Origin of the sequence: Kitasatospora purpeofusca (genome assembly GCF_000718025.1) — a bacterium.
Classification (GTDB): Bacteria; Actinomycetota; Actinomycetes; order Streptomycetales; family Streptomycetaceae; genus Kitasatospora; species Kitasatospora purpeofusca.
The window spans coordinates 41,399-66,175 of record NZ_JODS01000010.1 but is presented as its reverse complement, the minus strand read 5'-3'; the positions used below and the strand labels follow the sequence as shown (position 1 = coordinate 66,175).

Annotated in this window: 18 protein-coding genes and 1 tRNA gene; 10 read left to right on the top strand and 9 right to left on the bottom strand. The window is 74.3% G+C overall.

The features are described from left to right. The first annotated feature begins 76 nt into the window (after positions 1 to 76). Together IF01_RS0116385 and IF01_RS0116380 are read left to right on the top strand one after the other, a co-directional pair. The gene (locus IF01_RS0116385) at positions 77 to 748 is read left to right on the top strand and encodes a pentapeptide repeat-containing protein (protein WP_051755470.1); all 672 of its coding nucleotides are present in this window, start codon (positions 77 to 79) and stop codon (positions 746 to 748) included. A 165-nt stretch (positions 749 to 913) separates the two neighbouring features. Then, the gene (locus IF01_RS0116380) at positions 914 to 3,013 is read left to right on the top strand and encodes a phosphocholine-specific phospholipase C (RefSeq protein ID WP_030394161.1); all 2,100 of its coding nucleotides are present in this window, start codon (positions 914 to 916) and stop codon (positions 3,011 to 3,013) included. Between the two features lie 191 nt (positions 3,014 to 3,204). On the opposite strand, the gene IF01_RS51000 is transcribed toward IF01_RS0116380, so the two are convergent. Further along, positions 3,205 to 5,697, bottom strand: a complete 2,493-nt coding sequence (locus IF01_RS51000; protein ID WP_157855247.1) for a PKD domain-containing protein — start codon at positions 5,695 to 5,697, stop codon at positions 3,205 to 3,207. Positions 5,698 to 5,978: 281 nt separating this feature from the next. Then, positions 5,979 to 6,776, bottom strand: a complete 798-nt coding sequence (locus IF01_RS0116370; protein ID WP_051755468.1) for a phosphoribosyl-dephospho-CoA transferase MdcG domain-containing protein — start codon at positions 6,774 to 6,776, stop codon at positions 5,979 to 5,981. 179 nt (positions 6,777 to 6,955) lie between these two features. On the opposite strand from IF01_RS0116370, the gene IF01_RS0116365 reads away from it, so the two are divergent. After that, positions 6,956 to 7,222 carry a hypothetical protein gene (locus IF01_RS0116365; protein WP_030394158.1) on the top strand — a complete coding sequence of 89 codons (267 nt, stop codon included), beginning with the start codon at positions 6,956 to 6,958 and terminating at the stop codon, positions 7,220 to 7,222. A 36-nt stretch (positions 7,223 to 7,258) separates the two neighbouring features. Here IF01_RS0116365 and IF01_RS0116360 read toward each other — a convergent pair whose 3' ends face one another. Then, positions 7,259 to 10,486: a S41 family peptidase gene (locus tag IF01_RS0116360; RefSeq protein WP_030394157.1), complete on the bottom strand. Its 3,228-nt coding sequence runs from the start codon at positions 10,484 to 10,486 to the stop codon at positions 7,259 to 7,261. 302 nt (positions 10,487 to 10,788) lie between these two features. On the opposite strand from IF01_RS0116360, the gene IF01_RS0116355 reads away from it, so the two are divergent. Next, a complete protein-coding gene (locus IF01_RS0116355; RefSeq protein WP_051755466.1) occupies positions 10,789 to 12,486 on the top strand; it encodes a chitinase in 1,698 nt (565 codons plus the stop codon). Positions 12,487 to 12,590: 104 nt separating this feature from the next. On the opposite strand, the gene IF01_RS0116350 is transcribed toward IF01_RS0116355, so the two are convergent. Beyond that, positions 12,591 to 12,953 (bottom strand): MerR family transcriptional regulator, encoded by a 363-nt coding sequence (locus IF01_RS0116350; protein WP_030394155.1) that lies wholly within the window; start codon positions 12,951 to 12,953, stop codon positions 12,591 to 12,593. Positions 12,954 to 13,018: 65 nt separating this feature from the next. Here IF01_RS0116350 and IF01_RS0116345 point away from each other — a divergent pair, with 65 nt between their 5' ends. Further along, entirely contained in the window at positions 13,019 to 14,254 is a 1,236-nt protein-coding gene (locus IF01_RS0116345) for an MFS transporter (protein ID WP_030394154.1), read from the top strand. Between the two features lie 50 nt (positions 14,255 to 14,304). On the opposite strand, the gene IF01_RS0116340 is transcribed toward IF01_RS0116345, so the two are convergent. Further along, entirely contained in the window at positions 14,305 to 15,156 is an 852-nt protein-coding gene (locus IF01_RS0116340; protein ID WP_233290402.1) for an alpha/beta fold hydrolase, read from the bottom strand. Between the two features lie 119 nt (positions 15,157 to 15,275). On the opposite strand from IF01_RS0116340, the gene IF01_RS0116335 reads away from it, so the two are divergent. Next, positions 15,276 to 15,719 carry a MarR family winged helix-turn-helix transcriptional regulator gene (locus IF01_RS0116335; protein WP_244215528.1) on the top strand — a complete coding sequence of 148 codons (444 nt, stop codon included), beginning with the start codon at positions 15,276 to 15,278 and terminating at the stop codon, positions 15,717 to 15,719. A 90-nt stretch (positions 15,720 to 15,809) separates the two neighbouring features. Here the strand turns inward: IF01_RS0116335 and IF01_RS0116330 are convergent, their stop codons facing one another. Both IF01_RS0116330 and IF01_RS43945 read right to left on the bottom strand, forming a co-directional pair. Further along, positions 15,810 to 16,529 (bottom strand): response regulator, encoded by a 720-nt coding sequence (locus tag IF01_RS0116330; protein ID WP_051755464.1) that lies wholly within the window; start codon positions 16,527 to 16,529, stop codon positions 15,810 to 15,812. After that, on the bottom strand, positions 16,526 to 17,680 hold the full coding sequence (locus IF01_RS43945; RefSeq protein WP_051755462.1) for a sensor histidine kinase: 1,155 nt from the start codon (positions 17,678 to 17,680) through the stop codon (positions 16,526 to 16,528). Before IF01_RS43945 ends, IF01_RS0116330 begins: the two co-directional genes overlap by 4 nt. Positions 17,681 to 18,070: 390 nt before the next feature. On the opposite strand from IF01_RS43945, the gene IF01_RS41820 reads away from it, so the two are divergent. Next, positions 18,071 to 18,802, top strand: coding sequence for a DUF2306 domain-containing protein (locus IF01_RS41820; RefSeq protein ID WP_051755460.1), 732 nt, complete (start codon positions 18,071 to 18,073; stop codon positions 18,800 to 18,802). A gap of 42 nt (positions 18,803 to 18,844) precedes the next feature. After that, on the top strand, positions 18,845 to 19,780 hold the full coding sequence (gene hemC / locus IF01_RS0116315; RefSeq protein WP_030394148.1) for a hydroxymethylbilane synthase: 936 nt from the start codon (positions 18,845 to 18,847) through the stop codon (positions 19,778 to 19,780). A 91-nt stretch (positions 19,781 to 19,871) separates the two neighbouring features. On the opposite strand, the gene IF01_RS0116310 is transcribed toward hemC, so the two are convergent. Both IF01_RS0116310 and IF01_RS0116305 read right to left on the bottom strand, forming a co-directional pair. Beyond that, a tRNA-Lys gene (locus IF01_RS0116310) sits at positions 19,872 to 19,945 on the bottom strand. Positions 19,946 to 20,037: 92 nt separating this feature from the next. Beyond that, positions 20,038 to 20,946: an NADP-dependent oxidoreductase gene (locus IF01_RS0116305; RefSeq protein WP_030394147.1), complete on the bottom strand. Its 909-nt coding sequence runs from the start codon at positions 20,944 to 20,946 to the stop codon at positions 20,038 to 20,040. Positions 20,947 to 21,209: 263 nt separating this feature from the next. On the opposite strand from IF01_RS0116305, the gene IF01_RS0116300 reads away from it, so the two are divergent. Both IF01_RS0116300 and pgi read left to right on the top strand, forming a co-directional pair. Beyond that, positions 21,210 to 22,793, top strand: coding sequence for a Na+/H+ antiporter (locus IF01_RS0116300; protein ID WP_030394146.1), 1,584 nt, complete (start codon positions 21,210 to 21,212; stop codon positions 22,791 to 22,793). Positions 22,794 to 23,061: 268 nt separating this feature from the next. Continuing rightward, complete coding sequence (gene pgi, locus IF01_RS0116295; protein ID WP_030394145.1) at positions 23,062 to 24,723, top strand: glucose-6-phosphate isomerase; 1,662 nt, start codon at positions 23,062 to 23,064, stop codon at positions 24,721 to 24,723. Positions 24,724 to 24,777: the final 54 nt, after the last annotated feature.

The following is a 24,777-nucleotide window of genomic DNA, read 5'->3' as shown; positions in this document are numbered from 1 at the left end:
CCCCCGGCACTGTCGGTGCCCCGTGCGAGCATGCGGACGAGGACCAGTCCGCCGCCGACCACGAGGTGCCGCCGCCATGCCGCCGTCCAAGCCCCAGCACGTCCCCGACCGCCTGGAGGACCTGCCGTACGCGGACCACCTGGTCCCGCACCGCGGTCCGCTGCGCGGCGACGACCGCTACGACACCGTCCACTTCGACGGCGGCGAGTACACCGACCAGTCGGCCGCCGGCGCCACCTTCCTGGAGTGCGCCCTGACCGGCGTCGCCCTGAGCGGCGTCAAGCTCCGCCAGGCCCGGTTCAACGAGGTCTGGTCGCAGGCCGGCCGCTGGGTGGCGTGCGACCTCGTCGACAGCGAGTGGCAGGACAGCGCCGTCACCGGTGGCGTCCTGGCTGGCATCGCCGCCCACGGCGCCGCGCTGCGCCGGGTGGTGCTGCGCGGCTGCAAGCTGGAGGCGGTCAACCTGCGCGCCGCCGTCCTGCGCGACGTCGTCTTCGAGGACTGCCTGCTGCGCGACGTCGACTTCGGCGACGCGAAGCTCACCGGGGTGTCCTTCCCCGGCTCCACCCTGGAGGAGGTCCACCTGCGCGGCGCCACCCTGAGCGGTGTCGACCTGCGCGGCGCCGTCTCCCTCGACCTCCCCGACGGCCACCAGGGCCTGCGCGGCGCCCTGATCAGCTCCACCCAACTCCTCGAATTGGCGCCTCAGTTCGCCCAGGCCCTGGGCATCACGGTGAAGGACGACTGAGCCGCCCGTTCAGCTTCCGGTCGTTCGGTGACGGCCGGGAGAACAGTCCGACAAACCTGCCCCCGGCCTCTGGTCGGGTCGTTCCGGGCGGGTGGAAGATGCTGCGCGATCGAGTGGGCCCGAGTTGTGTGCACAACCTCGCCAGTGAAGGGACGGGCTGGGCTGATGGCCGAGTTGAGTCGTAGGAAGTTCGTGACCATGTCCGGCGCCGCCGCCGCGGGCCTCGCCGCGGCCGGTGCCGGCAGCACCGGAGCGGGGGCCGCCCCGGCCGCCGGAGCGCCGGGGGAGGTGCCCGCCACTGCCCCCTCGGCGGCGCTGTCGCAGACCGGCACCCTCGCCGACGCGAAGCACATCGTGATCCTGATGCAGGAGAACCGCAGCTTCGACCACTACTTCGGCATGCTGCGCGGCGTCCGCGGCTTCGCGGACCGCTCCGCCATCCAGATCGCCGGCGGCTACTCCGTCTTCAACCAGCCCAACGGCCTGGGCCGCCAGTACCCGTGGCAGTTCAGCCTCACCAAGCCGGCCGGCGGCGCCGACCCGGAGCGCCTCGCCCAGTGCAACGGCGACCTGGCCCACGGCTGGGGGGACCAGCACCGGGCCTGGAACGGCGGCAAGATGGACTCCTGGGTGGCGGCCAAGGGCAACAACCGCCCGCTCGGCTTCCTCACCCGCCAGGACATCCCGTTCCACTACGCGCTCGCCGAGAACTGGACCATCGCCGACGCCTACTTCTGCTCGATGCTGAGCGCCACCGGCCCCAACCGCACCTACCACTGGTCCGGCCAGATCGACCCCACCGGCGCGGCGGGCGGCCCGGCCTACGACGGCGGCGACGAGAAGGGCCTGCGCTGGCAGACCTACGCCGAGGCGCTGGAGAACGCGGGCGTCAGCTGGAAGGTCTACCAGAACGCCGCCGACAACTACGGCGACAACGCCTTGGCCTACTTCACCCAGTTCGCCAACGCGCCGGCCGGCAGCCCGCTCGCCGTCAAGGGCATGGGCTCCGTCCCCAAGGTCACCGGGAAGACCCCGGACGACATCGTCGCCGCGATCAAGGCCGACGTGCTGGCCGGGACGCTCCCGCAGGTCTCCTGGATCGTCCCCAACCAGGAGGTCTCCGAGCACCCCTACGCCACCCCGGCCGACGGCGCGCACTTCGTCCACCGGGTGATCGACGCGCTCAACGCGGACACGGACGTCTTCAACTCCAGCGTCCTGTTCCTCAACTACGACGAGAACGACGGCTTCTTCGACCACGTCCCGCCGCCCGCCGCCCCGGCCGGCACCCCGGGCGAGTTCTACGGCGGCACCAACCTCGGCCTCGGCTTCCGGGTCCCGCTGATCGCCGTCTCCCCGTGGACCCGCGGCGGCTGGGTCTCCTCCGAGGTCTTCGACCACACCTCGGTGCTGCGCTTCATGGAGAAGTGGACCGCCGCCATCGGCAAGCCCGCCAACTGCGTCAACATCAGCGACTGGCGCCGCCGGGTCTGCGGCGACCTGACCGGCCTGTTCGACTTCGCCAACCCGGTCTACGGCCTGCCCGGGCTGCCCGACACGGCCGGCGCGGTGGTCGGGATGTCCAGCTGCGGCCCGCTGCCCAACCCGGCCCCGGTGGACAACAAGCTCCCCACCCAGGAGCCCGGCACCCGCCCGGCCCGCGCCCTGCCCCACCAGCCGAACGCCAACCTGGACCACCTGGAGTACGGTTCGGCCGGCGCCATCAAGGTCTGGCTGAAGATGGCCAACGAGGGCGCGGTGGCGACCAAGTCCGCCCACTTCGCCGCCTACGCCAACGCCTACCGCAGCGGCGGCCCCTGGCAGTACACCGTCGACCCCGGCGGCAACCAGAGCGACTTCTTCAACTGCGGCACCGGCTTCGGCGGCGGCCCCTACGACCTGAGCGTGATCGGCCCCAACCGCTTCCTCCGCCGCTTCAAGGGCGACGCCAACAAGGCCGGCAAGAACGCGGCCGTCACCTGCTCCTACGCGGTCGAGCCGGGCACGGGCAAGCTCGCGGTGTACTTCCAGCTCACCAACACCGGCACCACGGCGATGACCTTCACCATCACCTCGACCAACTACCGCACCGACGGCCCCTGGACGTACCAGGTCCCGGCCGGCGGCAGCGTGACGGACTTCTTCAACGCCGTCGCCTACACCAACGGTTGGTACGACTTCACCGTGACGGTGAACGTGGACGCCACCTGGTCCCAGCGCTTCACCGGCCACCTGGAGACCGGCACGGCCAGCATCACCGGCTGAGAAAGTGTCGGGCAACCGGGTGGTCACTCGCTCCGGCGCAGTCGATCAGTTGCACAACAGTTTCTGGGACGGTGACGGACGGACCGGCCGGCGGTCGCGTCGGCCCAGGAACCTGTGACGCCGTCCTGAGGCCCGGCTCCCCCGTGGGAGGGAGCCGGGCCTCAGGCGTTCTTCGGTTCTCCGGGCCGCTGCTACTGGTTGCGGTAGTAGCCGAAGAGGTCGGCGATCACGTCGGTGGTGCCGCCGTGGTTGGCGATCTCGAACGTGCCCTGGGGGCTGACCGGGATGGTGGTGTGGTTGGAGACGTCCATCCCGGGGGTGGCGTTGAGGTTGCTGGTGTCGGGCTTGGCCGTCCCGGTGGCCCACGCGGTGAGGTGGGTGGCACCGAGGGTCCCGGTCGCGGTCAGGTTGACCACCGCGGCGCTCGCGCCGGTGGGCACGCGCCAGACCCGCTGGCTGGTGAACGGCGCGAAGGTGACGTTGCCCCGCGAGTCCAGCAGGCGGGTCGGGGTGACCGGGGTGAACAGGCCCTTGCCGTCCGGGCTGTAGTAGCCGGAGACGTCCACCACGAGGTGGGAGCTCGCGGCGTTGGTGAACAGTTCGATGCTGCCGTCGGCGCCGAGCGGGACGACGACCTGGTTGGCGATGTTCCGGCCGGGGGCGGTGTTGAGGTTGGAGCCGGCCGCGGGGCGGGCCGCGCCGCCGGGGTAGACGGCGACGAAGCCGGCCGAGGCGGACTCGGTGGCGGTGACGTTGAGCACCGCGGAGGTGGCGCCCGCCGGGACGCCGCCGGTGCCGGCGACCTGGAGGCGTCGGGGGGTGCCGCCGGTCAGCGGGGTGGCGTCGGAGCGGGTGTCGAGCAGCCGGGCCGGGGCGAGGGAGGTGAAGCGGTCGGGGGCGGCGGCCGTGAAGTAGCCGAGGACGTCGGCGACGGCGTGCACGGTGCCCGAGTTGTTGCGCACCACGACCTTGCCGTCCGGGCCGATCGGGACGGTCACCAGGTTGGCGACGTCCTGGCCGGGGCCGAAGTTCACGTTCGAGGTGGTCGGCCGGGCGGCGGCGGACGGGTAGACGTCCAGGTGGCTGTCGGCGGTGCCCTCGGTCGCGGTCAGGTTGAGCACGACGGCGGTGGCACCCGCGGGCACCAGGGTGGCGGAGCCGGGCTTGCGGACGTCCAGGGCGATGGTCTCGCCGGCGCCGAGCCGCGGGTAGCGGCTGCCGGCCTCACGGGTGTCCAGCACACGGGTCGGCGCGATCGCGGTGTAGCCGGCCGGGGTGTAGTCGACGCTGAACCACCGCTGGCCCGTCAGGGTGGCACCGAGCTCGTCGGTGGCCGTGAGCTTCACCGTGTAGTTGCCGGGCTTGGCGTACACGTGGCGCTCGACGGGGCGGTCGGGTCCGGAGACCGTGGTGCCGTCGCCGAAGTCGTAGGAGTAGTTGGCGATCCGTGTCGGCATGACGGGGTTGGCGTCGATCCGGACGGCCAGCGGGTCGGAGCCGCTCTCCGGGGTCACCTTGAGGTCGGCCTTGAAGGAGCCGACGACCTCGTAGGCGCCGCGGTCGCGGAACGCGCCGCTCGGGCCGGCGTCGGGGGCGTCGGGGTGGTCGATCGGGCGGTGGCCGAACAGGTCGACGGCCGGGGTGCCGGGCACGTCGGGACCGGCGGAGTCGACCACGATGCCGGGCTGCCAGGTGTCGAGTACGGCCGTCGGCACCGAGAACGGGAACTGGTCGAAGTCGAAGCTCATCGAGTACGGGTTCAGGTCGTGGGCGCCCTGGCCGGTCGCGGCCTTCAGCTGCGGGGCCTCCAGGTAGTCGGCGCCGCCCCACTTGTAGACCGGGATGTTACCGGGAGAGGGCGACACGACGGTGTTGTGGTCGAGGACGGTGGCCTCGGTCGAGCCGGCCGACACCTGGACGACGGACCCGTCGGCGACGTTGTTGGTGATCGTCGCGTGGTGGGACGCGCCGGCCAGGTCGATCGCGGTCGACACGTTCCACTGGTAGCGCACGGTGTTGTGGGTGATGACCGTGTTCGGCGCGTCGGTCACCGACACGGCCGACCCGAAGGTGGAGCTGAAGTCGTTGCCGGCGATCACCGTCCCGGTGGCGCCCGGACCGACCTTCACGCCGCCGTGGGGCAGGCTGACGAGCGAGCGCTCGACCCGGACGCCGTCGCTGGCACCGGTGATGCTCACGGCGGGCCGGCGGATGTCGCCGTTCGGCTGCTGGATCCAGTTGCCGGAGAGCTCGACCCGGCTGACGGCGTCGAGTTCGAAGTGGGTCAGGTTGAAGCCGGAGAACACGATGTCGTGCCGACCGGACATCTTCACCGGCTGCTTCTGCGCACTGCTGATGACCGGGAAGGACTTCCGCTCGAGGAGACTGCCGCCCCCGCGGAAGGTGATCGGCTTGCCGGGCTCGCCGGAGCGCTTGATGACCAGGTCCTCGGCGTAGGTGCCCGGGGCGACCTCCACGGTCTGGCCCGGCAGCGCCTGGTCGGCGGCGGCCTGGATGGTGCAGAACGGCTGGGCCCGGGTGCCCGGACCGCTGTTCGTGCAGGCGCCGTCGGAGCCCTGGACGTACAGGACGGCGGCCGGTTCGGCCGCCGTCGCGGGCAGCGGCAGGCTCACCACGGCGGAGACCACGGCGGCGCCCAGGCCGGCCGTGTGACGGATGCGCACGGTGTACTTCTCCCCCAAGAGTCGTCAAAGCCGCGACACTCGGGGCCGTTCCCGACCCGGTCGGGCCGTGTCCGACCCGATGGAGTGTCTGCGGAGCATTGGTGAGAATTATGGGGGTGGGGTCGGACGTTCCCGGCCGCGGGGTGCGGTTGACCCGGGCGGCCGCCTGAGAAAGTGTGGGGCAACCGGGTGATCACCCGCTCTTGAGGTCGTCGGCGAGGCGGCGCGCTCAACAGCCCTTCGAGAACCCTTGGTCGTCCTCGGTCGCCGAGCCCGAGGATTCACAACTCCCGGGGGAACCAGGGGTCGTGGACCTCCCGGGGTCCGTCCGGCGTCAACAGGGTGAGCGCGAGCGGCGAGGCCGCGTACTCGGCCAGCTGGACCGCTCCATGACGCGTCTCCAGCTCGGCCTGGATCGGTACCCGCAGCCTGCTCAGCGCCCGCCGCAGCTGCAGCGCGTCGCGGCGGCTGACCGGTTGCGGGGCGCGCAGCACCACCCGCAGCGGGCTGAGCGGTCCTGCCACCGGTTCGCCGGTGGCGAGCTCGTAGCCGATCGCGCCGATCGGGCCCCAGGCCAGCCGGTGGTCCGCGATCAGCTGCCCGGCGGCGGGCAGCACCGCCAGGGCCGGGATCGCGGCGGTCCGCCCGGGCGGAAGCAGGCCGATCCGGTCCGGCAACTGCTCGGGGCGCAGCGTGCGGGCCACCGCCGCCCGAGGTGCCAGTGCGTCCAACCTCTGCCCGCGTTCGGGACCGCGCACCGTGACCGGGATCCAGGTCTCGGCGGCGGCCGACACGTCCCGGGTGCAGCGCACGGGATGCGGGGTGTCGACGGGTGACCCCGCCACCGAGGGGGCCCGCGCGACCGTCACCCAGGGATGCGCGCGCAGTACCTGTCGGGCCCAGGCGGGAAGTTCGCCGCCGTCGAGGGGCCGCAGGGAGCTGGTGCACTGCATCAGCAGCAGGTCGTGGGCGCCGGGCAGCCGTCCGCCGAGTGCGGCCAGTGAGCCGACCAGTCGGCGCGGCCCGCCGTGCGGGTCCTCGCTCGGACGGGGGACACGGGGGCGGGCGGCGACGGTCACGGCGGGCTCCTGGGGTGGACGGACCGGCTGACGGTTCCCAGCCTTCCCCCGCCCGCTTGCCCCGGCTACGGCCTTTCGGTGCCCACCACCAGGGACCAAGGGCTCAATGCCAGCGGGTGCGGCCCCGGCACTGCGGTGTGAGAGTGGGGGCAAACCGGAATTCGCCCGGAGGAGGAGTCATGGGCATCTTCGACAGGTTCCGCCACAAGGCGCAGCACTCCGCCGAGGAGGCCAGGTCCTCGCTCGGCGGGGGCCCCGAGCAGGACACCACCGCGATGAACGACGCCGCCCAGCGTGCCGCGCTCGCGCACGACGAGGCCGCCGACGCCTTCGGCAGTGAGGCGGAGAAGGCGCGCGAGGCCCGGGAGTCGGCCGCGATCGGCGAGCGGGAGGCGGAGGAGCGGGCCCGCCAGGACATGACCGCCGAGGGCGACCCCTGGGGCTGACGTCCGGATCCGCGGCCGGATCGCGACAGCCGCCGCTCACCGCTCCCGGGGCGGTAGCGGCGGCCGCCGCAGGTCCGGGCGCGGCGTGTCCGCGGGCGGCGGCACCGCGGCGGGCGCGTCCTCCAGCAGTTCCAGTGCCAGCCGCACCGCCGTGACGAGTTCCGGGTAGCGCCCGGCGGCCCAGTCCCTGGGTGCGCGGATCACGTGCACGTCCGGTTCGACGCCCCGGTTCTCGATCGACCAGCCGAGCCCGCCGGTGAACCAGGAGGCGTTCTTCGGCACCGAGATCTGCGTCCCGTCGCCGAGCAGGTGCCGCCCGGTCATGCCGACCACTCCGCCCCAGGTGCGGTTGCCGACCACCGGGCCGAGCCCGAGCAGCCGGATCGCGGCGATGACGACGTCCCCGTCCGAGCTGGTGGCCTCGTCGGCGAGTGCCACCACCGGCCCGCGCGGTGCGTCGCGCGGCCACCGGACGGGTTCCCGGCCGCGGCTGAAGTCCCAGGCCAGGACGCGGCGGGTGAGTTTCTCCAGGACGAGTTCGGAGACGTTGCCGCCGGCGTTGCCGCGCACGTCCAGGACGAGCGCGGGCTTGTCCATCTCCCGCCGCACGTCCCGGTTGAACTGCGCCCAGCCGGAGCCGCCGAGGTCCGGGATGTGCAGGTAGCCGCACCGGCCGTCGCTGAACTCCCTTACCAGCGCGCGCCGTTTGACCACCCAGTCCTGGTAGCGGATGGGCCGCTCGTCGGTGAGCGGGGTGACCGTGATCCGGCGCGCGGTGCCCTCGGGGCCGCCCCGGCGCAGGGTGAGTTCGACGCTGGTCCCGCCGGTGCCGGCGAGCAGCGGCAGCGGTCCGCGGACGGGGTCGACGGGGCGCCCGGCGACGGCGAGCAGTTCGTCGCCGTCGTGCACGCCGTGGGTGGCGAGCGGGGCGCGGGCGCGCGGGTCGGAGGACTCGCCGGGCAGGATGCGGTCGACCAGCCAGTGCCCGTCCGGGGAGCGGTGGGCGTTGGCGCCGAGCAGGCCGACCGGCTGCTGGGCGAGGGAGGGGCCCTCGCCGCGCCGGGAGGGGGTGACGTAGGCGTGCGAGGTGCCGAGCTCGCCGAGGAGTTCGCGCAGCAGGTCGGCGAAGTCGTCGGGGCCGGCGATCCGTTCCAGCAGCGGTTCGTACTGGGCGACCAGGGCGGGCCAGTCCAGTCCGCACATCCCCTCGTCCCAGAACTGGTCCCGGACGATCCGCGCGGCCTCCGCGTAGGACTGCCGCCACTCGGCGGCCGGGTGCACGGTGTGGGTGATCCGCCGCAGGTCGACGGTGGTGGCGGCGGAGGGCGCGGTGACCGGGAGGATCCGCAGGGTGCCGGCCGAGTAGACGGCGACCGAGCCGCCGTCGCCGGAGACCGCGAAGCCGTCGAGCCGGTCGGCGAGGGTGGAGCGGCTGCCGCGGGCCAGGTCGTAGTACTCCAGGGAGGGGCGGCCGGAGGTGTCGTCGGGGTTGGTGAAGGTCTGGCCGAGGGTGCCGGAGATCGGCCAGCGCAGCCAGACCAGGCCGCCCCGGACGGCGTCGGTGGCCGAGTACTTGCCGGCCAGGACGGGGAACTGGATCAGCCGCCCGCCGATGCCCTCGGGGTCGACGTGGACGGTGCCGTCGCCGCCGCCGTCGCCGTTCGGGGCGGGGTCCTCGTCGGGGGCGGCGAACGGGGACGGGGTGCCGGCGGCGAGCGGGACGAGGTAGGGGCGGCAGCCGAGCGGGAAGGAGAGGTCGCCGGTGTGCACGTCGTGCACGGGGTCGAAGCCGCGCCAGGAGAGGAAGGCCAGGTAGCGGCCGTCCCGGGTGAAGGTGGGCTGCTCGTCCTCGAACCGGCCGTCGGTGACGTCGACGACCGGCGCGGGGGCGTCGGTGCGGGTGAGCCGGATCCGGCGCAGTGAGCGGCCGGCGGCGGGCTGGGACCAGGCGATCCACCGCGAGTCGGGGGAGAAGCGGGCGCTGGTGACCGGTCCGTGGCCGGAGGCGGCGAGTTCCCGGACGGTGCCGTCGGCGGCGGTGATCAGCAGCAGCCGCCCGTCGGAGGAGGTGGCGGCGAGGAGGGCTCCGTCGGGGGCGGCGGTGAGTTCCAGGACGCGGCCGAGCCGCCCGGCGGCGAGCACCCGGTGGCCGTGCTGCGAGGGGGCCTGTTCGTGGCCGGGCAGCGGCACGATCTCGACGGCGTCCTCGCCCTCGCCGTCGGTGATCCAGGCGGCCTCGCCGGTGCCGGCGAGCACGACCGGCAGCCGGGTGCGGACGCCGGGGGTGTCGGCGAGCGCCCGGGCCGGGCCCTCGCGGTGGGTGAGCCAGTACTGGCTGCCGCGGACGGTGATCACCCCGGCCCGGCCGGTGCGGTCGCAGGCGAGGTCCTTGACGTGGGAGGCGGCGGTGACCCGGTACGGGCGGCGGCCGGCCCGGGCGCCGCCGAGCGGGACGTGCAGCCGGCGCGGGGCGGGGGCGTCGAGGCCGTCCAGCAGCCAGAGGTCACCGGCGTGCTGGTAGACGATCCGGGTGCCGTCGGTGGCGGCCTCGCGGGCGTAGTAGGAGGCGTGGTCGGTGTGGCGGCGCAGTCCGGTGCCGTCGGGGCGGCAGGAGTAGAGGTTGCCGATGCCCTCGTGGTCGGAGAGGAAGGCGATCCGGTCGCCGTCGGCGGCGGTGACGGGCATCGGGGAGGCTAGGTGCCCGGGGAGGTCGGCGAGGATGCGTTCGCCGTCGACCCAGAGCCGGCCGGTGGCGCCGCCGCGGTAGCGCTTCCAGGCGGCGGGTTCGTGCGGGGCGGCGCCGGTGAGCAGCACGGTGTGGGCGGGGCCGACCTGGGCGTCGCCGACCGGTCCCCAGGGCATCCGGCGGGCGGGGCTGCCGTCGGCGGGCAGGGCGTGCGCCCAGGTGTAGTGGCCGAAGGGCTCGTGGTAGGAGGTGACGGCGAGCAGTTCGCCGTCGGGCAGCCAGCCGCGCAGCCGGGTGTCCTGGCTGCCCCAGTGGCTGAGCCGGTGGGCCTCGCCGCCGTCGACGGGGGCGGTCCACACCTCGGGGGCGAGGCTCAGCCAGCCGGTCCAGGCGAGGGTGCGGCCGTCGGGGGAGAGCCTGGGGTGGCTGACCCGGGTGCGGTCGCAGCTGATCCGCCAGGCCCGGCCGGTGCCGGCGGCGTCGGGGTCGAGCGGGGCGATCCAGACGTCGTCCTCGGCGGTGAACGCCAGCAGGCCCCCGCGCAGGTGGGGGTGGCGGAGGTAGCCGGACGACGTCACCCTTCCATGCTTCGGCCGGGGCTCGGGCCCGGCAACCGGAACCCGGTGTTCCACATCGCCGGAACCCGCCCGGAGTCCCCCCGGTACCCGCCCCGGCCTGCCGTTCCCGGCTCCCGGGACCGGCCCCGACCTGCCGCTCCCGGGGTCCGGAACCGGTCTGGACCATTGACACCGTACGGCCGGATCCACTTCAGTGGTCTAGTCCAACTCTCCTGCCCGGCCGCACCGTTCCCCCACCACCGGTGCGCGACCGGGCATGCCCGTACACCCCCACACCCGCGCCTCCGCGAGGAGTCCCCCACATGCGCAGATCAACCGTCAACCTGCCCGCGCCCGCTCGCCGCCGGCCGCGCGCCCTGCTGGCCGCCGGCACCGCCTCGGCCGTCGCCGCCGCCACCATGGTCGGCCTCACCCTGGGCCTCGCGCCCAGCGCCTCGGCCGGGGAGTTCCTGGTCAACGGCGGTTTCGAGAGCGGCGCCCTCGGCCCCTGGAGCTGCTCCGGCGGCACCGGCAGCGTCGTCACCGGCCAGTCCCACGGCGGGACCTACGCCCTCGCCGGGGCCGCCTCGGCGGGCGACACCGCCCGCTGTGCGCAGACCGTCACCGTCGCGCCGAACACCGCCTACACGCTCAGCGCCTACGTCAAGGGCTCGTACGTCTACCTCGGTGTCGACGGCGGCACCTCGACCTGGACGCCCGGCACCGGCGGCGCCTACCAGAAGCTCAGCGTCGCCTTCACCACCGGCGCCACCCAGACCAGCGCCACCGTCTACACCCACGGCTGGTACGGCCAGGGCACCTACTACGCGGACGACGTCTCGCTGGACGGCCCCGGCGCCCCCAGCCCGACCGCGACGCCCACCGCCACCCCGACGGTCACCCCGACCGTCACCCCCACGGTGACGCCGACCGTGACGCCGACGGTCACCCCCACGGTGACCCCGACCGTCACGCCCACCGGCACCCCGACCACCCCGCCGCCCGGCTCCAAGGCCCTGGTCGGCTACCTGCACGCGAGCTTCGCCAACGGCGCCGGCTACACCAAGGTGGCGGACGTCCCCGACTCGTGGGACTTCATCAACCTCTCCTTCGGCGAGCCGACCTCCGTCACCTCGGGCGACATCCGGTTCAACCGCTGCCCGGCCACCGAGTGCCCGACCGTCGAGTCCGACGCCGACTTCAAGGCCGCCATCGCGGCCAAGCGCGCCAAGGGCAAGAAGGTGCTGATCTCGATCGGCGGCCAGAACGGCCAGGTGCAGCTCACCACCACCGCCGCCCGGGACACCTTCGTCAGCTCGGTCTCGGCGATCATCGACAAGTGGGGCCTGGACGGCCTGGACATCGACTTCGAGGGCCACTCGCTGTCGCTCCAGACCGGCGACACCGACTTCAAGAACCCGACCAGCCCGGTCATCGTCAACCTGATCTCGGCGATCCGCACGCTCAAGGCCAAGTACGGCCCGAACTTCGTGCTGACCATGGCGCCGGAGACCTTCTTCGTCCAACTCGGCTACCAGTACTACGGTTCCGGCCCCTGGGGCGGCCAGGACCCGCGGGCCGGCGCCTACCTGCCGGTCATCCACGCCCTGCGCGACGACCTGACCCTGCTGCACGTCCAGGACTACAACTCCGGCTCCATCATGGGCCTGGACAACCAGTACCACTCGATGGGCGGCGCCGACTTCCACGTCGCGATGACCGACATGCTGCTCAAGGGCTTCCCGGTCGCGGGCAACACCAACAACGTGTTCCCGGCGCTCCCCGCCTCCAAGGTGGCCATCGGCATGCCGGCCACCACCAACGCGGGCAACGGCTACGTCGCCCCGGCCGAGGTCAACAAGGCGCTGGACTGCCTCACCAAGCTCGCCAACTGCGGGAGCTACGTCCCCAAGGCGGGCGCCCAGCCCGGCCTGCGCGGTCTGATGACCTGGTCCATCAACTGGGACCAGTTCGGCGGCCGGGAGTTCTCGAAGAACTTCGACTCCTACTTCCGCCGCTGACGGCTGACAGCTGACGGCAGCCCGCCGACCGCGGCCCGACCGCGGTCGGCGGGGGCCGCACCGGAACGACCGCTGGGCGGCGGTGGGTCGGACGCACCCGCCGCTCAGCGGTCCACCCGGACCGCCTCCAGGTACTCCGCGATCGCGTCCCGGTTGCGGGTCAGACAGGAGATCCGCTCGCTCATCCCGGACAACTCCCGCTCCAGGGTGGCGATCATCTCCGGGGTGGCGTGCTCGAAGTGGATGGTGCGGGGCTTGTCGAGACACGGCAGGATCTGTTTGATGATCCTGGTCGGCAGTCCCGCGTCCAGCAGCCCCCGGACCTGCAGCACCCGGTCCACCGTCGGCTCGTCGTAGGAGCGGTAGCCGTTGGCGCAGCGCCCGGCCACGATCAGCCCCTGCTCCTCGTAGTACCGCAGCAGCCGCCGGGACGCCCCGGTCCGCTCGGACAGCTCGCCGATCCGCATGTGCCCCACCTCACAGCCGGTCGCGTTGACCCTCACATCAATGTGAGGGTTCGAGCATAACCGGCATGCCGACCACGCCACGGACGACCGTCCGGAACGCCTCAGCCACCACCCCGCCCACCGCCACGGCCCCGGCGGCCCTGCCGCTGCCCGCCCTGCTGGCCCTCGCCACCGCCGTCTTCGTCACCGCCCTCACCGAGACCCTGCCGGCCGGCGTGCTGCCCGCGATGAGCGCCGACCTCGGTGTCGGCGAGTCCGCCGCGGGCCAGGCCGTCACCGTCTACGCCGTCGGCACCGCCCTCACCGCCGTCCCGCTCACCGCGGCCACCGCCGGCTGGGGCCGCCGGCGCCTGCTGCTCACCGCGATGGTCGGCTTCGCCGCCGCCAACACCGTCACCGCGCTGTCCACCAGCTACCCGCTCACGATGGCCGCCCGCTTCCTCGCCGGGGTCGCCGCCGGCCTCGCCTGGGCCCTGCTCGCCGGGTACGCCCGGCTGCTCGCGCCGCCGGAGCTCCAGGGCCGGGCGATCGCCGTCGCGATGACCGGGGTGCCGCTCGCCCTGTCGCTGGGCGTGCCCGCCGGGACCTTCCTCGGCGAGGCGCTCGACTGGACGGTGCCGTTCCTGCTGATGACCGGGGTCGCGGTCGGCGTGACCGGCTGGATCGCCGCGGCCGTCCCCGAGGTGCCCGGCCGGGCCCGCGGCGAACGGACCCCGGTCCTGCGCTCCCTCACCGTCCCCGGGGTGACCCCGGTGCTCGCCGTGACCGTCGTGGTCGTCCTCGCCCACACCGTCCTCTACACCTACATCGCGCCCTTCCTCGACCGGCGCGGCATGGGCGGCGCCACCGACGCGGTGCTGCTGGCCTTCGGCGCGGCCTCGCTGCTGAGCATCTGGTTCACCGGCGCGCACATCCACCGCCGGCTGCGCGCGCTCTCCGTCGGCGCCACCCTGCTGATCGCCGCCGCGGCCGCCGTGCTCGGCCTGGCCACCGGCAGCACCCTCGCGGTGTACGCGGCCGCCGCGCTGTGGGGACTCGGCTGGGGCGGCATGCCCACCCTGCTGCAGACCGCCGTCGGCGACGCGGGCGGCGAGCAGGCGGACGCCGCGCAGACGGTGCTGGTCACCCTGTGGAACGCGGCGATGGCCGGCGGGGGCGTGGCCGGCGGCCTGCTGCTGGACGGGCTCGGCGCGGGCTCCTTCCCGTGGGCGGTGCTGCTCCTGCTGCTGGCCGTGCTCGCGGTGGTGCTGGCCGCCCGCACCCACGGCTTCCCGGCCCGCCGCCCCGGCCCCGCCGGCTGAGCGGCGCCGTCTCCCGTCCGGCCGGCAGGTCCCCGGTCCGGGCCCGGCCTTCAGCCGCGAGCCCGGGCCTGCTGCCGGTCCACGTACTCGGTGACGATCGCGAAGAAGCGCGCCGGGTCCTCGAACGGCAGGCCGTGGCCGCCGGGCACCTCCAGGTACTCGGCCCCGCGCAGGGCCCCGGCGAGTTCGCGCTGGTGGTGGGGCGGTACGACCTGGTCGTCCGCGCTCGCCAGGACCAGCGCGGGCGCGACGACCCGGCCGACGGCGTCCCGCAGGTCGACCCGGGCGTCGAGCTCCAGTTGCCCGAGGATGCGGTCGTCGAGCATGGCCGCGAACCCCGCGGCCAGCTCGGCGAACCCCGCGTCGTCCAGAGCGCCGAGGAGGCCGGGCCCCATCGCGGTGAGGATCAGCTGCCGGGCCAGCAGGGCCGGGTCGGTGCGCAGCAGCCGCGCCCACAGGTCGAACATGAACGCCTCGCGCGGGGCGCTCCTGACCCACCCGGCGTGCAGGGCGAGCGAGGTCACGGCGGCCGGGTGCCGGGCGGCCACGGAGGTGGCGACGACCGCGCCCAGCGAGTGGCCGACCAGGTGGAACCGTTCCAGTCCGGCGTTCCGGGCGGTGGCGAGGACCCGGTCGGCGAGGGCGTCGAGGTCGATCGGCCCGAGGTCGACCGGGGTGGCGCCGGCGCCGGGCAGGTTGGGGGCGACGACGGTGTAGCGGTCGCGCGCGGCATCGACGAGAGGTCCCCAGTTCGAGACCGCGTCGGCGCCGGTGCCGTGGAGCAGGACCAGGCCCGGGCCGGTCCCCGCGACGGTGCGGTCGAGCGGTTCGGCGCGGGCCGGGGCGATGCGGGCCAGTTCGGTGCGGACGGGGGCGGTGCGGACGGGTTCGGTGCGGACCAAGGAGTGCCTCCGAGAGTGGTGCGGGACCGGGTGACGGGGCATCAAGGTAGCAGAGCTCTGTCATGTAGCAGAACTCTGTCATTCATCAGGGTTCGATCCTCCGGCGTACGATGGCGCGCATGGAGATGCCGGTCACCGAACGCCTCGGACTGCACATCAAGCGGGTGGAGCAGGAGCTGATGGCCGCCAAGCACGCGGCGCTCCGCCCGTTCGGGCTGACGGTCCCGCAGTACGCCGCGCTGTACACGCTCGCCGACCGGCCCGGACTCTCCGCGGCCGCGCTCGCCCGTGCCTGCCTGGTGACCCCGCAGACCGTGGCCACCGTGCTCGCCAACCTGGAGGCCAAGGACCTGGTCGTCCGCCGGCCGCATCCCTGGCACCGCAAGGTGACCGAGGTGCACCTCACCGACGAGGGCCGCCGACTGCTCGCGCTGGCCGACGTGGAGGCCGTCGCCGTCGAGCGGCGGATCGCCGACGGCTTCAGCCAAGAGGAGCGGGAGCGGCTGATCGAGCTGCTCGGCCGCGCGTCGGCCCAGCTGGCCGCACCGTCGGAACAGGGCTGACGCGGGTCCGTGCCGGAGCGCGGGCCGGAGCGGGGCCCCGACCGCCCGGTGCCGGCCGGAGCGCGCGGCCGCAGGAGCCCCAGGGCCCGTTCAGTACCCGCCCGCCGGACCCCGGTGCGGCATCAGGCCGCCGCGGTAGGAGATGGCCACCGCCTGGGCGCGGTCCCGGGCGTCGATCTTCGCCAGGATCCGCTTCATATGGGTCTTCACCGTCGACTCGGCGAGCACCAGCAGCGCCGCGATCTCCTGGTTGGAACGCCCCTCGGCGGCCAGCCGCAGGACCTCCCGCTCCCGCGCCGTCAGCTGGGCGAGCCGGGTGTCCTCCGGCTCCGGCGGGGGGCGTTCGCCGCCCCGGCCGACCACCTGGGCGACCAGGTCCCGGGTGACCGCCGGGTCCAGCACGGACTCGCCCCCGGCCAGCGTGTGCACCGCGTCGACGAGCCGTTCGGCCGAGGCCCGCTTCAGCAGGAAGCCGGCCGCCCCGGCACGCAGCGCGCCCCACACGTAGTCGTCGTGGTGGAAGGTGGTCAGCACCAGCACCCGGGTGGGCAGGCCGGCGGCGACGATCCGCCGGGTCGCCTCCACCCCGTCGACCCCGGGCATCCGGACGTCCATCAGCACCACGTCCGGCAGCAGCGCGCGGCAGAGGCCGACTGCGGCCAGCCCGTCGGCGGCCTGGCCGACCACCTCGATCCGGTCGTCCGTCTCCAGCACCAGCGAGACCCCGGCCCGCAGCAGCGCGTCGTCGTCCGCGACCACGACCCGCACCTTCGGGACGCCGGGCCCGCCCGGTCCGTCGGCGGCCGTCACGGGACCGGCAGTTCGGCGCGCAGCCGGAACCCGCCCGGCCCGGCGGGCCCGCCGGAGCCGATCGGCCCGTGCTCCACCCGGCCGCCGAGCATCGACACCCGCTCGGCCACGCCCAGCAGCCCCCGGCCGGGCGTGTACCCGGCCGGGGCGCCCCGCCCGTCGTCGCACACCTCGACGGCGAGCCGCCCGCCGGCGCAGCGGACGGTGACCTCGACGGTCCGGGCGCCCGAGTGCTTGACGGTGTTGGTGAGCGCCTCCTGGACGATCCGGTAGGCCGACACGTCCAGACTGCGCGGCACCCGCCGGGCCGCCGGGTCGATCCGCACCCGCACCCTCGGCCCTGCTCGGCCGAGCCGCCCGGCCAGCCGCTCCAGGTCGGCGAGGCCCGGCTGCGGGGCCGCCCCCTCGCCGTCGTCGCCGTACTCGCCGTACTCGCCGTCGCGCCGCAGCAGGCCGAGCACCCGGTCGAGGTCGTCGAGCGCGTCCCGTCCGGTGTGCTCCATCCCGCAGAGCAGCTCCCGGGTGCGTTCGGGGTCGCGGTCGAGCAGCCTGCGGGCGGCCCCGGCCTGGACCAGCACCACGTTGAGGGTGTGCCCGACGGAGTCGTGCAGCTCGCGGGCCAGCCGGGCGCGCTCCTCGGTGACCACCTCGCGGCGCAGCCGCCGGCGGGCGGCCTCCCGTTCCTCGGTCCGCCGCGCGGTGCCGTAGCCGAACGCCCAGCCGAGCAGCCACAGGAAGAGCACCCCGGCCGGGATCACCGGGTAGTCGTGCCCGAGGTCGGCGAAGTAGGCGGCCATCCCGAGCAGGGCGGCGAAAGGCCCGAACCAGGCCCGCCGCCGGGGCGCGTACAGGCCGAGCGAGTACAGGCCGACCAGGTCGGCGTACGGGGAGACCGGGCTCGGCAGCACGAACAGCGCCTCCACCGACAGCGCGGCCGCGCCGACCAGGTAGCCGGCCAGCGGCCTGGTCCGGCGGACCGCCAGCGGGGCGGCCACCGCCGCGCTCAGGGCCAGCGCCACGAGCAGGCCGCCGTGCAACTCGTCGGCCGCGCCGGTCCGTTCGACGGCCATCAGCAGCAGGAACCCGCCGGCCAGGACGAGGTCCCAGTGCCCGCCCGGCACCGCCCGGACCGCCCGCAGGCTCCGCGCCACCCGGGCTCCGGCCGACCAGGACCCGGGCCCGTCGGGAGCAGGGGGAGCAGAGGGGGCAGAGAGGACCGAGGGGGCCGAGGGGACCGGTGCGGTCCGGATCGCCCGGGTGCGGGGCGGCGGGCTCATGGCGGCTCCGGTTCGGGGGAATCGGGGGAATCGGGGGATTCGCGGGGAGTGGCCGCCGCGCGGTGGTGCGGGCGCCGGGCCGTACGGTAACGGCGGCCGTCGGCCCCGCGCATCGCCCTGGTGGGGTATTCGGGACCCGCCCGACCGGGGGTGGACGCCCGCCCGCCGCCCCCGCCCGGGGTGCCCGGCCGCCCGCGAGGGGCAGGCCGGCGGACCCCGGCGGGCGGACGCGGCCGGGCGGGCCCGGTCCGTAGCGTCCGGGCCATGAACGCTCCGGACCCCCGCGTCCCGACCGCCGCCGCCCCCGACACCGCCGCCGCTCCGAACACCGCCGCCGTGCCGAACACCGGCTCCGCCCGCCGGGCGGGCTGGTGGACGGTCACCGCGCTCGCCTTCCTCACGGCCCTGTTCACCGCCCGCTACCTGACCCTCGACCCGGAGGTCTTCCTCGACCAGCAGCGCGCCGTCTACCTGGCCCACCGGGGCTCGCTCGTGCTGCACGTGGGCGGCGGCGTGCTGGCGATCCTGCTCGGCCCGTGGCAGTTCCTGCCCCGGCTGCGCGCCCGCCGCCCCGGACTGCACCGGCTGACCGGCCGGATCTACCTGCTCGCCGTCCTGGCCGCCGGCACCGGCGGCCTGCTGATGGCGCCCAGGGGCCTGGTCGGCCCGGTCGCGCCGATCGGCTTCACCGGGCTGGCCGTCCTGCTGCTGCTCTCCTCGGCCCTGGCCTGGCGGGCCGGCCGGCGCCGCGACATCCTCCGGCACCGCGCCTGGGCGATCCGTTCCTTCGCGCTGATCATGGCCGCCGCGACGCTGCGGATCTGGCTGCCGGTGATGGACCTCGCGGGAGTCCCGTTCGAACAGGCCTACGCGACCGCCGCCTGGACCTGCTGGCTGATCAACCTGGTGGTCGCCGAGCACCTGATAGCCCGACTCCCGGGACTGCCCCCGCCCGCCCGCACCGGCCGCGTTCCGGCGGCACCGCCGGCCGGGTGACCCGATTCCGGGGCGGGCGCGCTGACGACCTATCATCCAGCAATGACCACCGCAGAGTTGATCCGGATCGTCTCCCGCTCCTCGCCGATGGCGCTCGCCCAGGTCGAGCGGGTCAGGGCCGAACTCGCCGCCCTGCACCCGGGGGTGCGCACCGAGGTGGTCCCGGTGACCACCTCCGGCGACCGCTGGATGGGCGACCTCGCCCGGCTCGGCGGCAAGGGCGCGTTCACCAAGGAGGTGGACGCCGCGCTGCTCGCCGGCGAGGCGGACCTCGCGGTCCACTGCCTCAAGGACGTGCCGGCCGACCGCCCGCTGCCGGCCGGCACCGTGTTCGCGGCCCACCTGCGCCGCGACGACATCCGGGACGCGCTGGTCCACCCCGGCGGACTGACCCTGGACGAGCTGCCGCCCGGCACTCGGATCGGCACCTCCTCGGTCCGCCGGCGGGCCCAGCTCTCGGCCTCCCACCCGCACCTGGAGTACGTGCCGATCCGCGGCAACGCCAACAGCCGGCTGGCCAAGCTGGCGGCGGGGGAGGCGGACGCCCTGCTGCTCGCCCTCTCCGGACTGGAGCGGATCGGCGAGACCGCGCGGATCAGCGAGGTGCTGCCGGTCGAGGTGATGTGCCCGCCGATCGGCGCCGGGATCCTCGCCCTGCAGTGCCGCGCCGACGACGCCGCCACCATCGACGCCGTGTCCGGCCTCGGCGACCACGCGACCTGGCGCGAGGCGAGCGCCGAGCGGATGTTCCTGCACGTGCTCCAGGGCCACTGCAACTCGCCGATCGCCGGCTGGGCCAAGGCCGAGGAGGACGGTCGCCTCTCGCTGCGCGGCCGGGTCTTCACCCCGGACGGCAAGCAGGTCCTGGACGCCCACGAGTGGGCGGGCTCGCTGAGCCCGGAGGACCTCGGCACCGCGACCGCCCTGGCCCTCAAGCGGCAGGGCGCCTCCGAGCTGATCGCCGCGATCCCGCACTGACGCGGTGGCCCGGTTCCCCGGCTCCGGCCGGGGGACCGGGCCGGAACGCCGAAGGCCCCCTCGCTGCTGCGAGGGGGCCTTCGACCGTCTGTGCGCCGCCAGGGACTCGAACCCCGGACCCGCTGATTAAGAGTCAGCTGCTCTAACCAACTGAGCTAGCGGCGCGTGCTGACGGGAGAAACATTACCTGGTCAGCGGCGGAAACACACAATCGGTCCGGACCGCACCCCTCCGGCGGTCCGGACCGCCGTGCCGGGTCAGGGGACGAGGACGACCTTCCCCCGGACGTGCCCGGTGCCCACCAGCCGGTGGGCGTCGGCCACCCGCTCCAGCGGGAAGGTCTCGGCGATCTCCAGCCGCAGCCCGCCCGCCTCCCAGAGCCCGACCAGCTCGGCCAGCCGGGCCGCCGTCCGCTCGCCCCTGATGCCGACGGCGCCCAGCCGCGCGGCCACCGGGTAGTCGACCACGGTGCCGATCCTGGACCGGTCGGCGACCAGCTCGACGGAGGCCTCCAGCGCCCCGCGCCCGGCCAGGTCGAAGGCCGCGTCCACCCCCTGCGGCGCCACCGCCCCGACCCGCTCGACCAGCCCCTCGCCGTAGCCGACCGGGATCGCGCCGAGCGTCCGCAGATACTCGTGGTTGCGCTCGCTCGCGGTGCCGACCACCGTGGCGCCCCAGGCCCGGGCCAGCTGGACGGCGACCGTGCCGACCCCGCCCGCGGCGCCGTGGACGAGCACGGTGTCGCCCTCGCCGACCTTCAGCACGGTGAGCCCGACGTGCGCGGTCTGCCCCGAGGCCGACAGCGCCCCGGCGTGCTCCCACGGCATCCCGGCCGGCTTGCGCACCAGCCGCTCCGCGTCGGCGACGACCAGTTCGGCGGCGCAGCCGAGCACCCGGAAGCCCAGCACCTCGTCGCCGACCGCCCAGCCGTCCACGCCGGGGCCGAGGGTGTCGACCACCCCGGCGAACTCGTTGCCCGGGGTCAGCCCGGGGACGAGCTCGACGCCGTACGGCGCCCGGCCCTCCCGGATCGCCAGGTCCACCGGCTGCACCCCGGCGGCGTAGACCCGGATCCGGACCTGGCCCGGGCCGGGGGTGGGGTCGGGCACGGCGGTCACCCGCAGCTCCTCGGGGCCGCCGAACCGGGGGACGGTCACTGCCTTCATGCCGGGCGCTCCTGTCACGTGCTGTCGGGTCGTGCCGGGTGCCGCGGCCTGTCGGTCCGAACCGCGAGGCTCCGATCATCGAATCTGAAGCGCGCTTGAGGTCAACCCCGCTCCGGCGTGTCGCCCGAGTTGAGATCATTGTCAGATTTATCCTCGACGGCGGCCCGGGCCATGTCCGGGTCCGTGCTCCGGTACGCATCCGCGTCCGCAGTCCGGCTCGCATCCGCGTTCGACCATCCGCCCGCCGTCGAGAGGACCTCCCCGTGGGCCAGCTGCCCCTGCTCTTCCTGGTGCTGCTCGCCTCCGTGGTGACCATGCCGCTGGCCCGCCGGACCGGGGTGCCGCAGCCGGTCCTGATGACCCTGCTCGGCATCGCCATGGCGCTGATCCCGCAGATCCCGGACATCGCGATCGAACCCGAGCTGATCCTGCCGCTGGTCCTGCCACCGCTGATCTTCGCCGTCGCCCGGCGCTCCTCGGTCCGCTACTTCAAGGCCAACATCCGCTCCATCCTGCTGCTCGCCGTCGCCCTGGTCGTGGTCACCACCGTGGCCGTCGCCGGCACCGTGCACTGGCTGCTGCCCGGCCTGCCGATCGCCGCCGCCATCGCCGTCGGCGCCCTGGTCTCCCCGCCCGACCCGGTCGCCGCCGTCGCGGTGGCCGGCAGCGTCGGACTGCCCCGCCGGCTGGTCGCCATCCTGGAGAGCGAGGGCCTGTTCAACGACGTCACCGCGATCGTCGTCTACTCGCTCGCCATCGACGCCGTGGTCGGCGGCGACTTCTCCGGCGGCGGCGCCGTGCTGCGCTTCGTGCTCTCCGCCGTGCTCGCGGTCGTCATCGGCGTCGCCCTCGGCTGGGCCAACACCAAGCTCGCCAACTACCTGGAGGACCCCACCCAGCAGGTCGCGCTCAACCTGCTGGTGCCGTTCGCCGCCTACAGCCTGGCCGAGGAGATCCACGGCTCCGGCGTGCTCGCCGTGGTCGTCTGCGGCCTCTACCTCGCCGAACGGGCCGCCGACGCCGACGCCGTCGCCTACCGGCTGGTCGGCAACGCCTTCTGGGAGATCGTCGAGATCCTCATCACCGGCGTCGCCTTCGGCCTGATCGGCCTCGAACTCGCCACCGTCCTCAAGGAGGCCGGCTCCGGCTGGACCGGCATGCTCGGCGACGCCGCCGTGGTGATCGCCGTCGTGGTGGCGGTCCGGCTGCTCTGGCTGCTCCCGGCCGGCTGGCTCTCCCGGCGGCTGCGGGCCGACTCCGAGGAGGACACCCCGATCAGCTGGCAGGAGAGCGTGGTGCTCTGGTGGTCCGGGATGCGCGGGGTCGCCACCGTCGCCCTGGCCCTCGCGATCCCGCTCACCGTCGACACCGGCGAGCCCTTCCCAGAACGCGGCCGACTGGTCTTCATCGCCTTCAGCGTGGTGCTCTTCACCCTGCTGGTCCAGGGCCTCACCCTGCCCTGGATGGCCAAGCGGCTGCACCTCGACATCGACCACGACCGGCACGAGCAGGAGGTCCGGCTGCTGTGGTGGCGGGCCGCCAAGGCCGGACTGCGCCGGCTCGGCGAACTGGAGGAGGCCGACAAGCTGCCCGCCGAGGTCGCCGACCGCCTGCGGGACCGTCAGCACGACCGGCTGGCCCGGCTCTGCCCCGAGAACTACGCCGAGGAGGAGGCCAGCGAGGCCAAGCTGCGGCTCGCCCAGTGGCGCGCGGCGCACAGCGTCGAACAGGAGATGATCGCCGCCTCCCGGCGCGAGATGCTGGTCGCCCGCGCCGAGCCCGGCGCCGACCCGGAACTCGTCGACCGGGTGCTGCGCGGCCTCGACCTGCGGTCCGAACGGAAGTGACGGCCCGTCCGTCCGGGCGACCCCGCGGCGGGTCGGACGGACGGACCGTGACGGCCGGACGGACACCCCGCGAAGCCCGCCCGAACAGCCGGAACCCCGACCGGCCGCCGACGAACGGAATGTGCGCCGGGGCCCCCGGCGTTGCATAGGCTGACCCCGGGCAAGGCCGTCAACGGAGTCGGCGCACCCCCCAGGACCCGCACGGCCGCGCGACACCCTCCCGCCCGGTCCTGCCGGTATCTGCACCCGAGGAAACGAGGAGCCACCGATGTCGGAGACCCGCGCCGACGCCCGTACCCCCCTGGACCGCACCCCGGAGTGGGCCGCCCTCGCCAAGCACCGGGAGGAGTTCGGCGACACGCACCTGCGCGAGCTGTTCGCCGCCGACCCGGAGCGCGGCCGCCGCTACACCCTCCAGGTCGGCGACCTGCACGTCGACTACGCCAAGCAGCTCGTCACCGACGAGACCCTGGCGCTGCTGCGCGAACTGGCCGGGGCCACCGGCGTCGCCGCCCTGCGGGACGCGATGTTCCGCGGCGACCGGATCAACACCACCGAGGACCGGGCCGTCCTGCACACCGCGCTGCGCGCCCCGCGCGACGCCGTGATCGAGGTCGACGGCGAGAACGTCGTCCCCGCCGTGCACGCGGTGCTGGACCGGATGGCCGCCTTCTCCGAGCAGGTCCGCGGCGGCGAGTGGCGCGGCCACACCGGCAAGCGGATCCGCGCCGTCGTCAACATCGGCATCGGCGGCTCCGACCTCGGCCCCGCGATGGCCCACGAGGTGCTGCGCTCCTTCGGCCGGCGTGACCTCGACGTCCGCTTCGTCTCCAACGTGGACGGCGCCGACCTGCACGAGGCCGTCCGCGACCTGGACGCCGCCGAGACGCTGTTCGTCGTCGCGTCCAAGACCTTCACCACCATCGAGACCATCACCAACGCGGTCTCGGCCCGGAACTGGCTGCTCGCCGAGCTGGGCGCCGGCACCGAGGCGGTCGCCAAGCACTTCGTCGCGCTCTCCACCAACGCCGAGGGCGTCGCGGACTTCGGCATCGACACCGCGAACATGTTCGAGTTCTGGGACTGGGTCGGCGGCCGCTACTCCTACGACTCGGCGATCGGCCTCTCGCTGATGATCGCCATCGGCCCGGACGCGTTCCGGGAGATGCTCGACGGCTTCCACCTGGTCGACGAGCACTTCCGCACCGCCCCGCCGGAGGAGAACGTCCCGCTGCTGCTCGGCCTGCTCGGGGTCTGGTACGGCGCCTTCTTCGACGCCCAGGCGCACGCGGTGCTGCCGTACTCGCACTACCTGTCCAAGTTCACCGCCTACCTCCAGCAGCTGGACATGGAGTCCAACGGCAAGTCGGTGGACCGCGACGGCAAGCCGGTGAGCTGGCAGACCGGCCCGGTGGTCTGGGGCACCCCCGGCACCAACGGCCAGCACGCCTACTACCAGCTGCTGCACCAGGGCACCAAGGTGATCCCGGCGGACTTCATCGGCTTCGCCGAGCCGGTCGCCGACCTGCTGCCCGGCCTGGTCGCCCAGCACGACCTGCTGCTCGCCAACTTCTTCGCCCAGACCCAGGCGCTGGCCTTCGGCCGGACGCCGGAGGAGGTCGCCGCCGAGGGCGTGCCGGCCGAGCTGGTCCCGCACAAGACCTTCCGGGGCAACCACCCGACCACCACCGTGCTGGCCGGCGCCCTGACCCCCTCGGTGCTCGGCCAGCTGGTCGCCCTCTACGAGCACAAGGTGTTCGTGCAGGGCGCGATCTGGAACATCGACTCCTTCGACCAGTGGGGCGTCGAGCTGGGCAAGGTGCTCGCCAAGCGGATCGAGCCGGTGCTGCTGACCGGTGAGGGCACGGAGCAGCTGGACAGCTCCACCGCCGCGCTGGTGGCCCGCTACCGGGAGCTGCGCGGCCGCTGAGGCCCGCCGGTCCGGTGTCCGGACTCCTCCGGGCCGTCGTCCGCTCCGGCGGGC

What these genes read in the sequence shown, in the direction of transcription:
- IF01_RS0116385 (WP_051755470.1), top strand. Translation starts at nt 77, where the DNA reads ATGCCGCCGTCCAAGCCCCAGCACGTCCCCGACCGCCTGGAGGACCTG.
- IF01_RS0116355 (WP_051755466.1), top strand. Translation starts at nt 10,789, where the DNA reads ATGCGCAGATCAACCGTCAACCTGCCCGCGCCCGCTCGCCGCCGGCCG.
- IF01_RS0116305 (WP_030394147.1), bottom strand. Translation starts at nt 20,946, where the DNA reads ATGAAGGCAGTGACCGTCCCCCGGTTCGGCGGCCCCGAGGAGCTGCGG.
- IF01_RS0116335 (WP_244215528.1), top strand. Translation starts at nt 15,276, where the DNA reads ATGGAGATGCCGGTCACCGAACGCCTCGGACTGCACATCAAGCGGGTG.
- IF01_RS0116380 (WP_030394161.1), top strand. Translation starts at nt 914, where the DNA reads ATGGCCGAGTTGAGTCGTAGGAAGTTCGTGACCATGTCCGGCGCCGCC.
- IF01_RS0116350 (WP_030394155.1), bottom strand. Translation starts at nt 12,953, where the DNA reads ATGCGGATCGGCGAGCTGTCCGAGCGGACCGGGGCGTCCCGGCGGCTG.
- IF01_RS0116345 (WP_030394154.1), top strand. Translation starts at nt 13,019, where the DNA reads ATGCCGACCACGCCACGGACGACCGTCCGGAACGCCTCAGCCACCACC.
- pgi (WP_030394145.1), top strand. Translation starts at nt 23,062, where the DNA reads ATGTCGGAGACCCGCGCCGACGCCCGTACCCCCCTGGACCGCACCCCG.
- IF01_RS41820 (WP_051755460.1), top strand. Translation starts at nt 18,071, where the DNA reads ATGAACGCTCCGGACCCCCGCGTCCCGACCGCCGCCGCCCCCGACACC.
- IF01_RS0116365 (WP_030394158.1), top strand. Translation starts at nt 6,956, where the DNA reads ATGGGCATCTTCGACAGGTTCCGCCACAAGGCGCAGCACTCCGCCGAG.
- hemC (WP_030394148.1), top strand. Translation starts at nt 18,845, where the DNA reads ATGACCACCGCAGAGTTGATCCGGATCGTCTCCCGCTCCTCGCCGATG.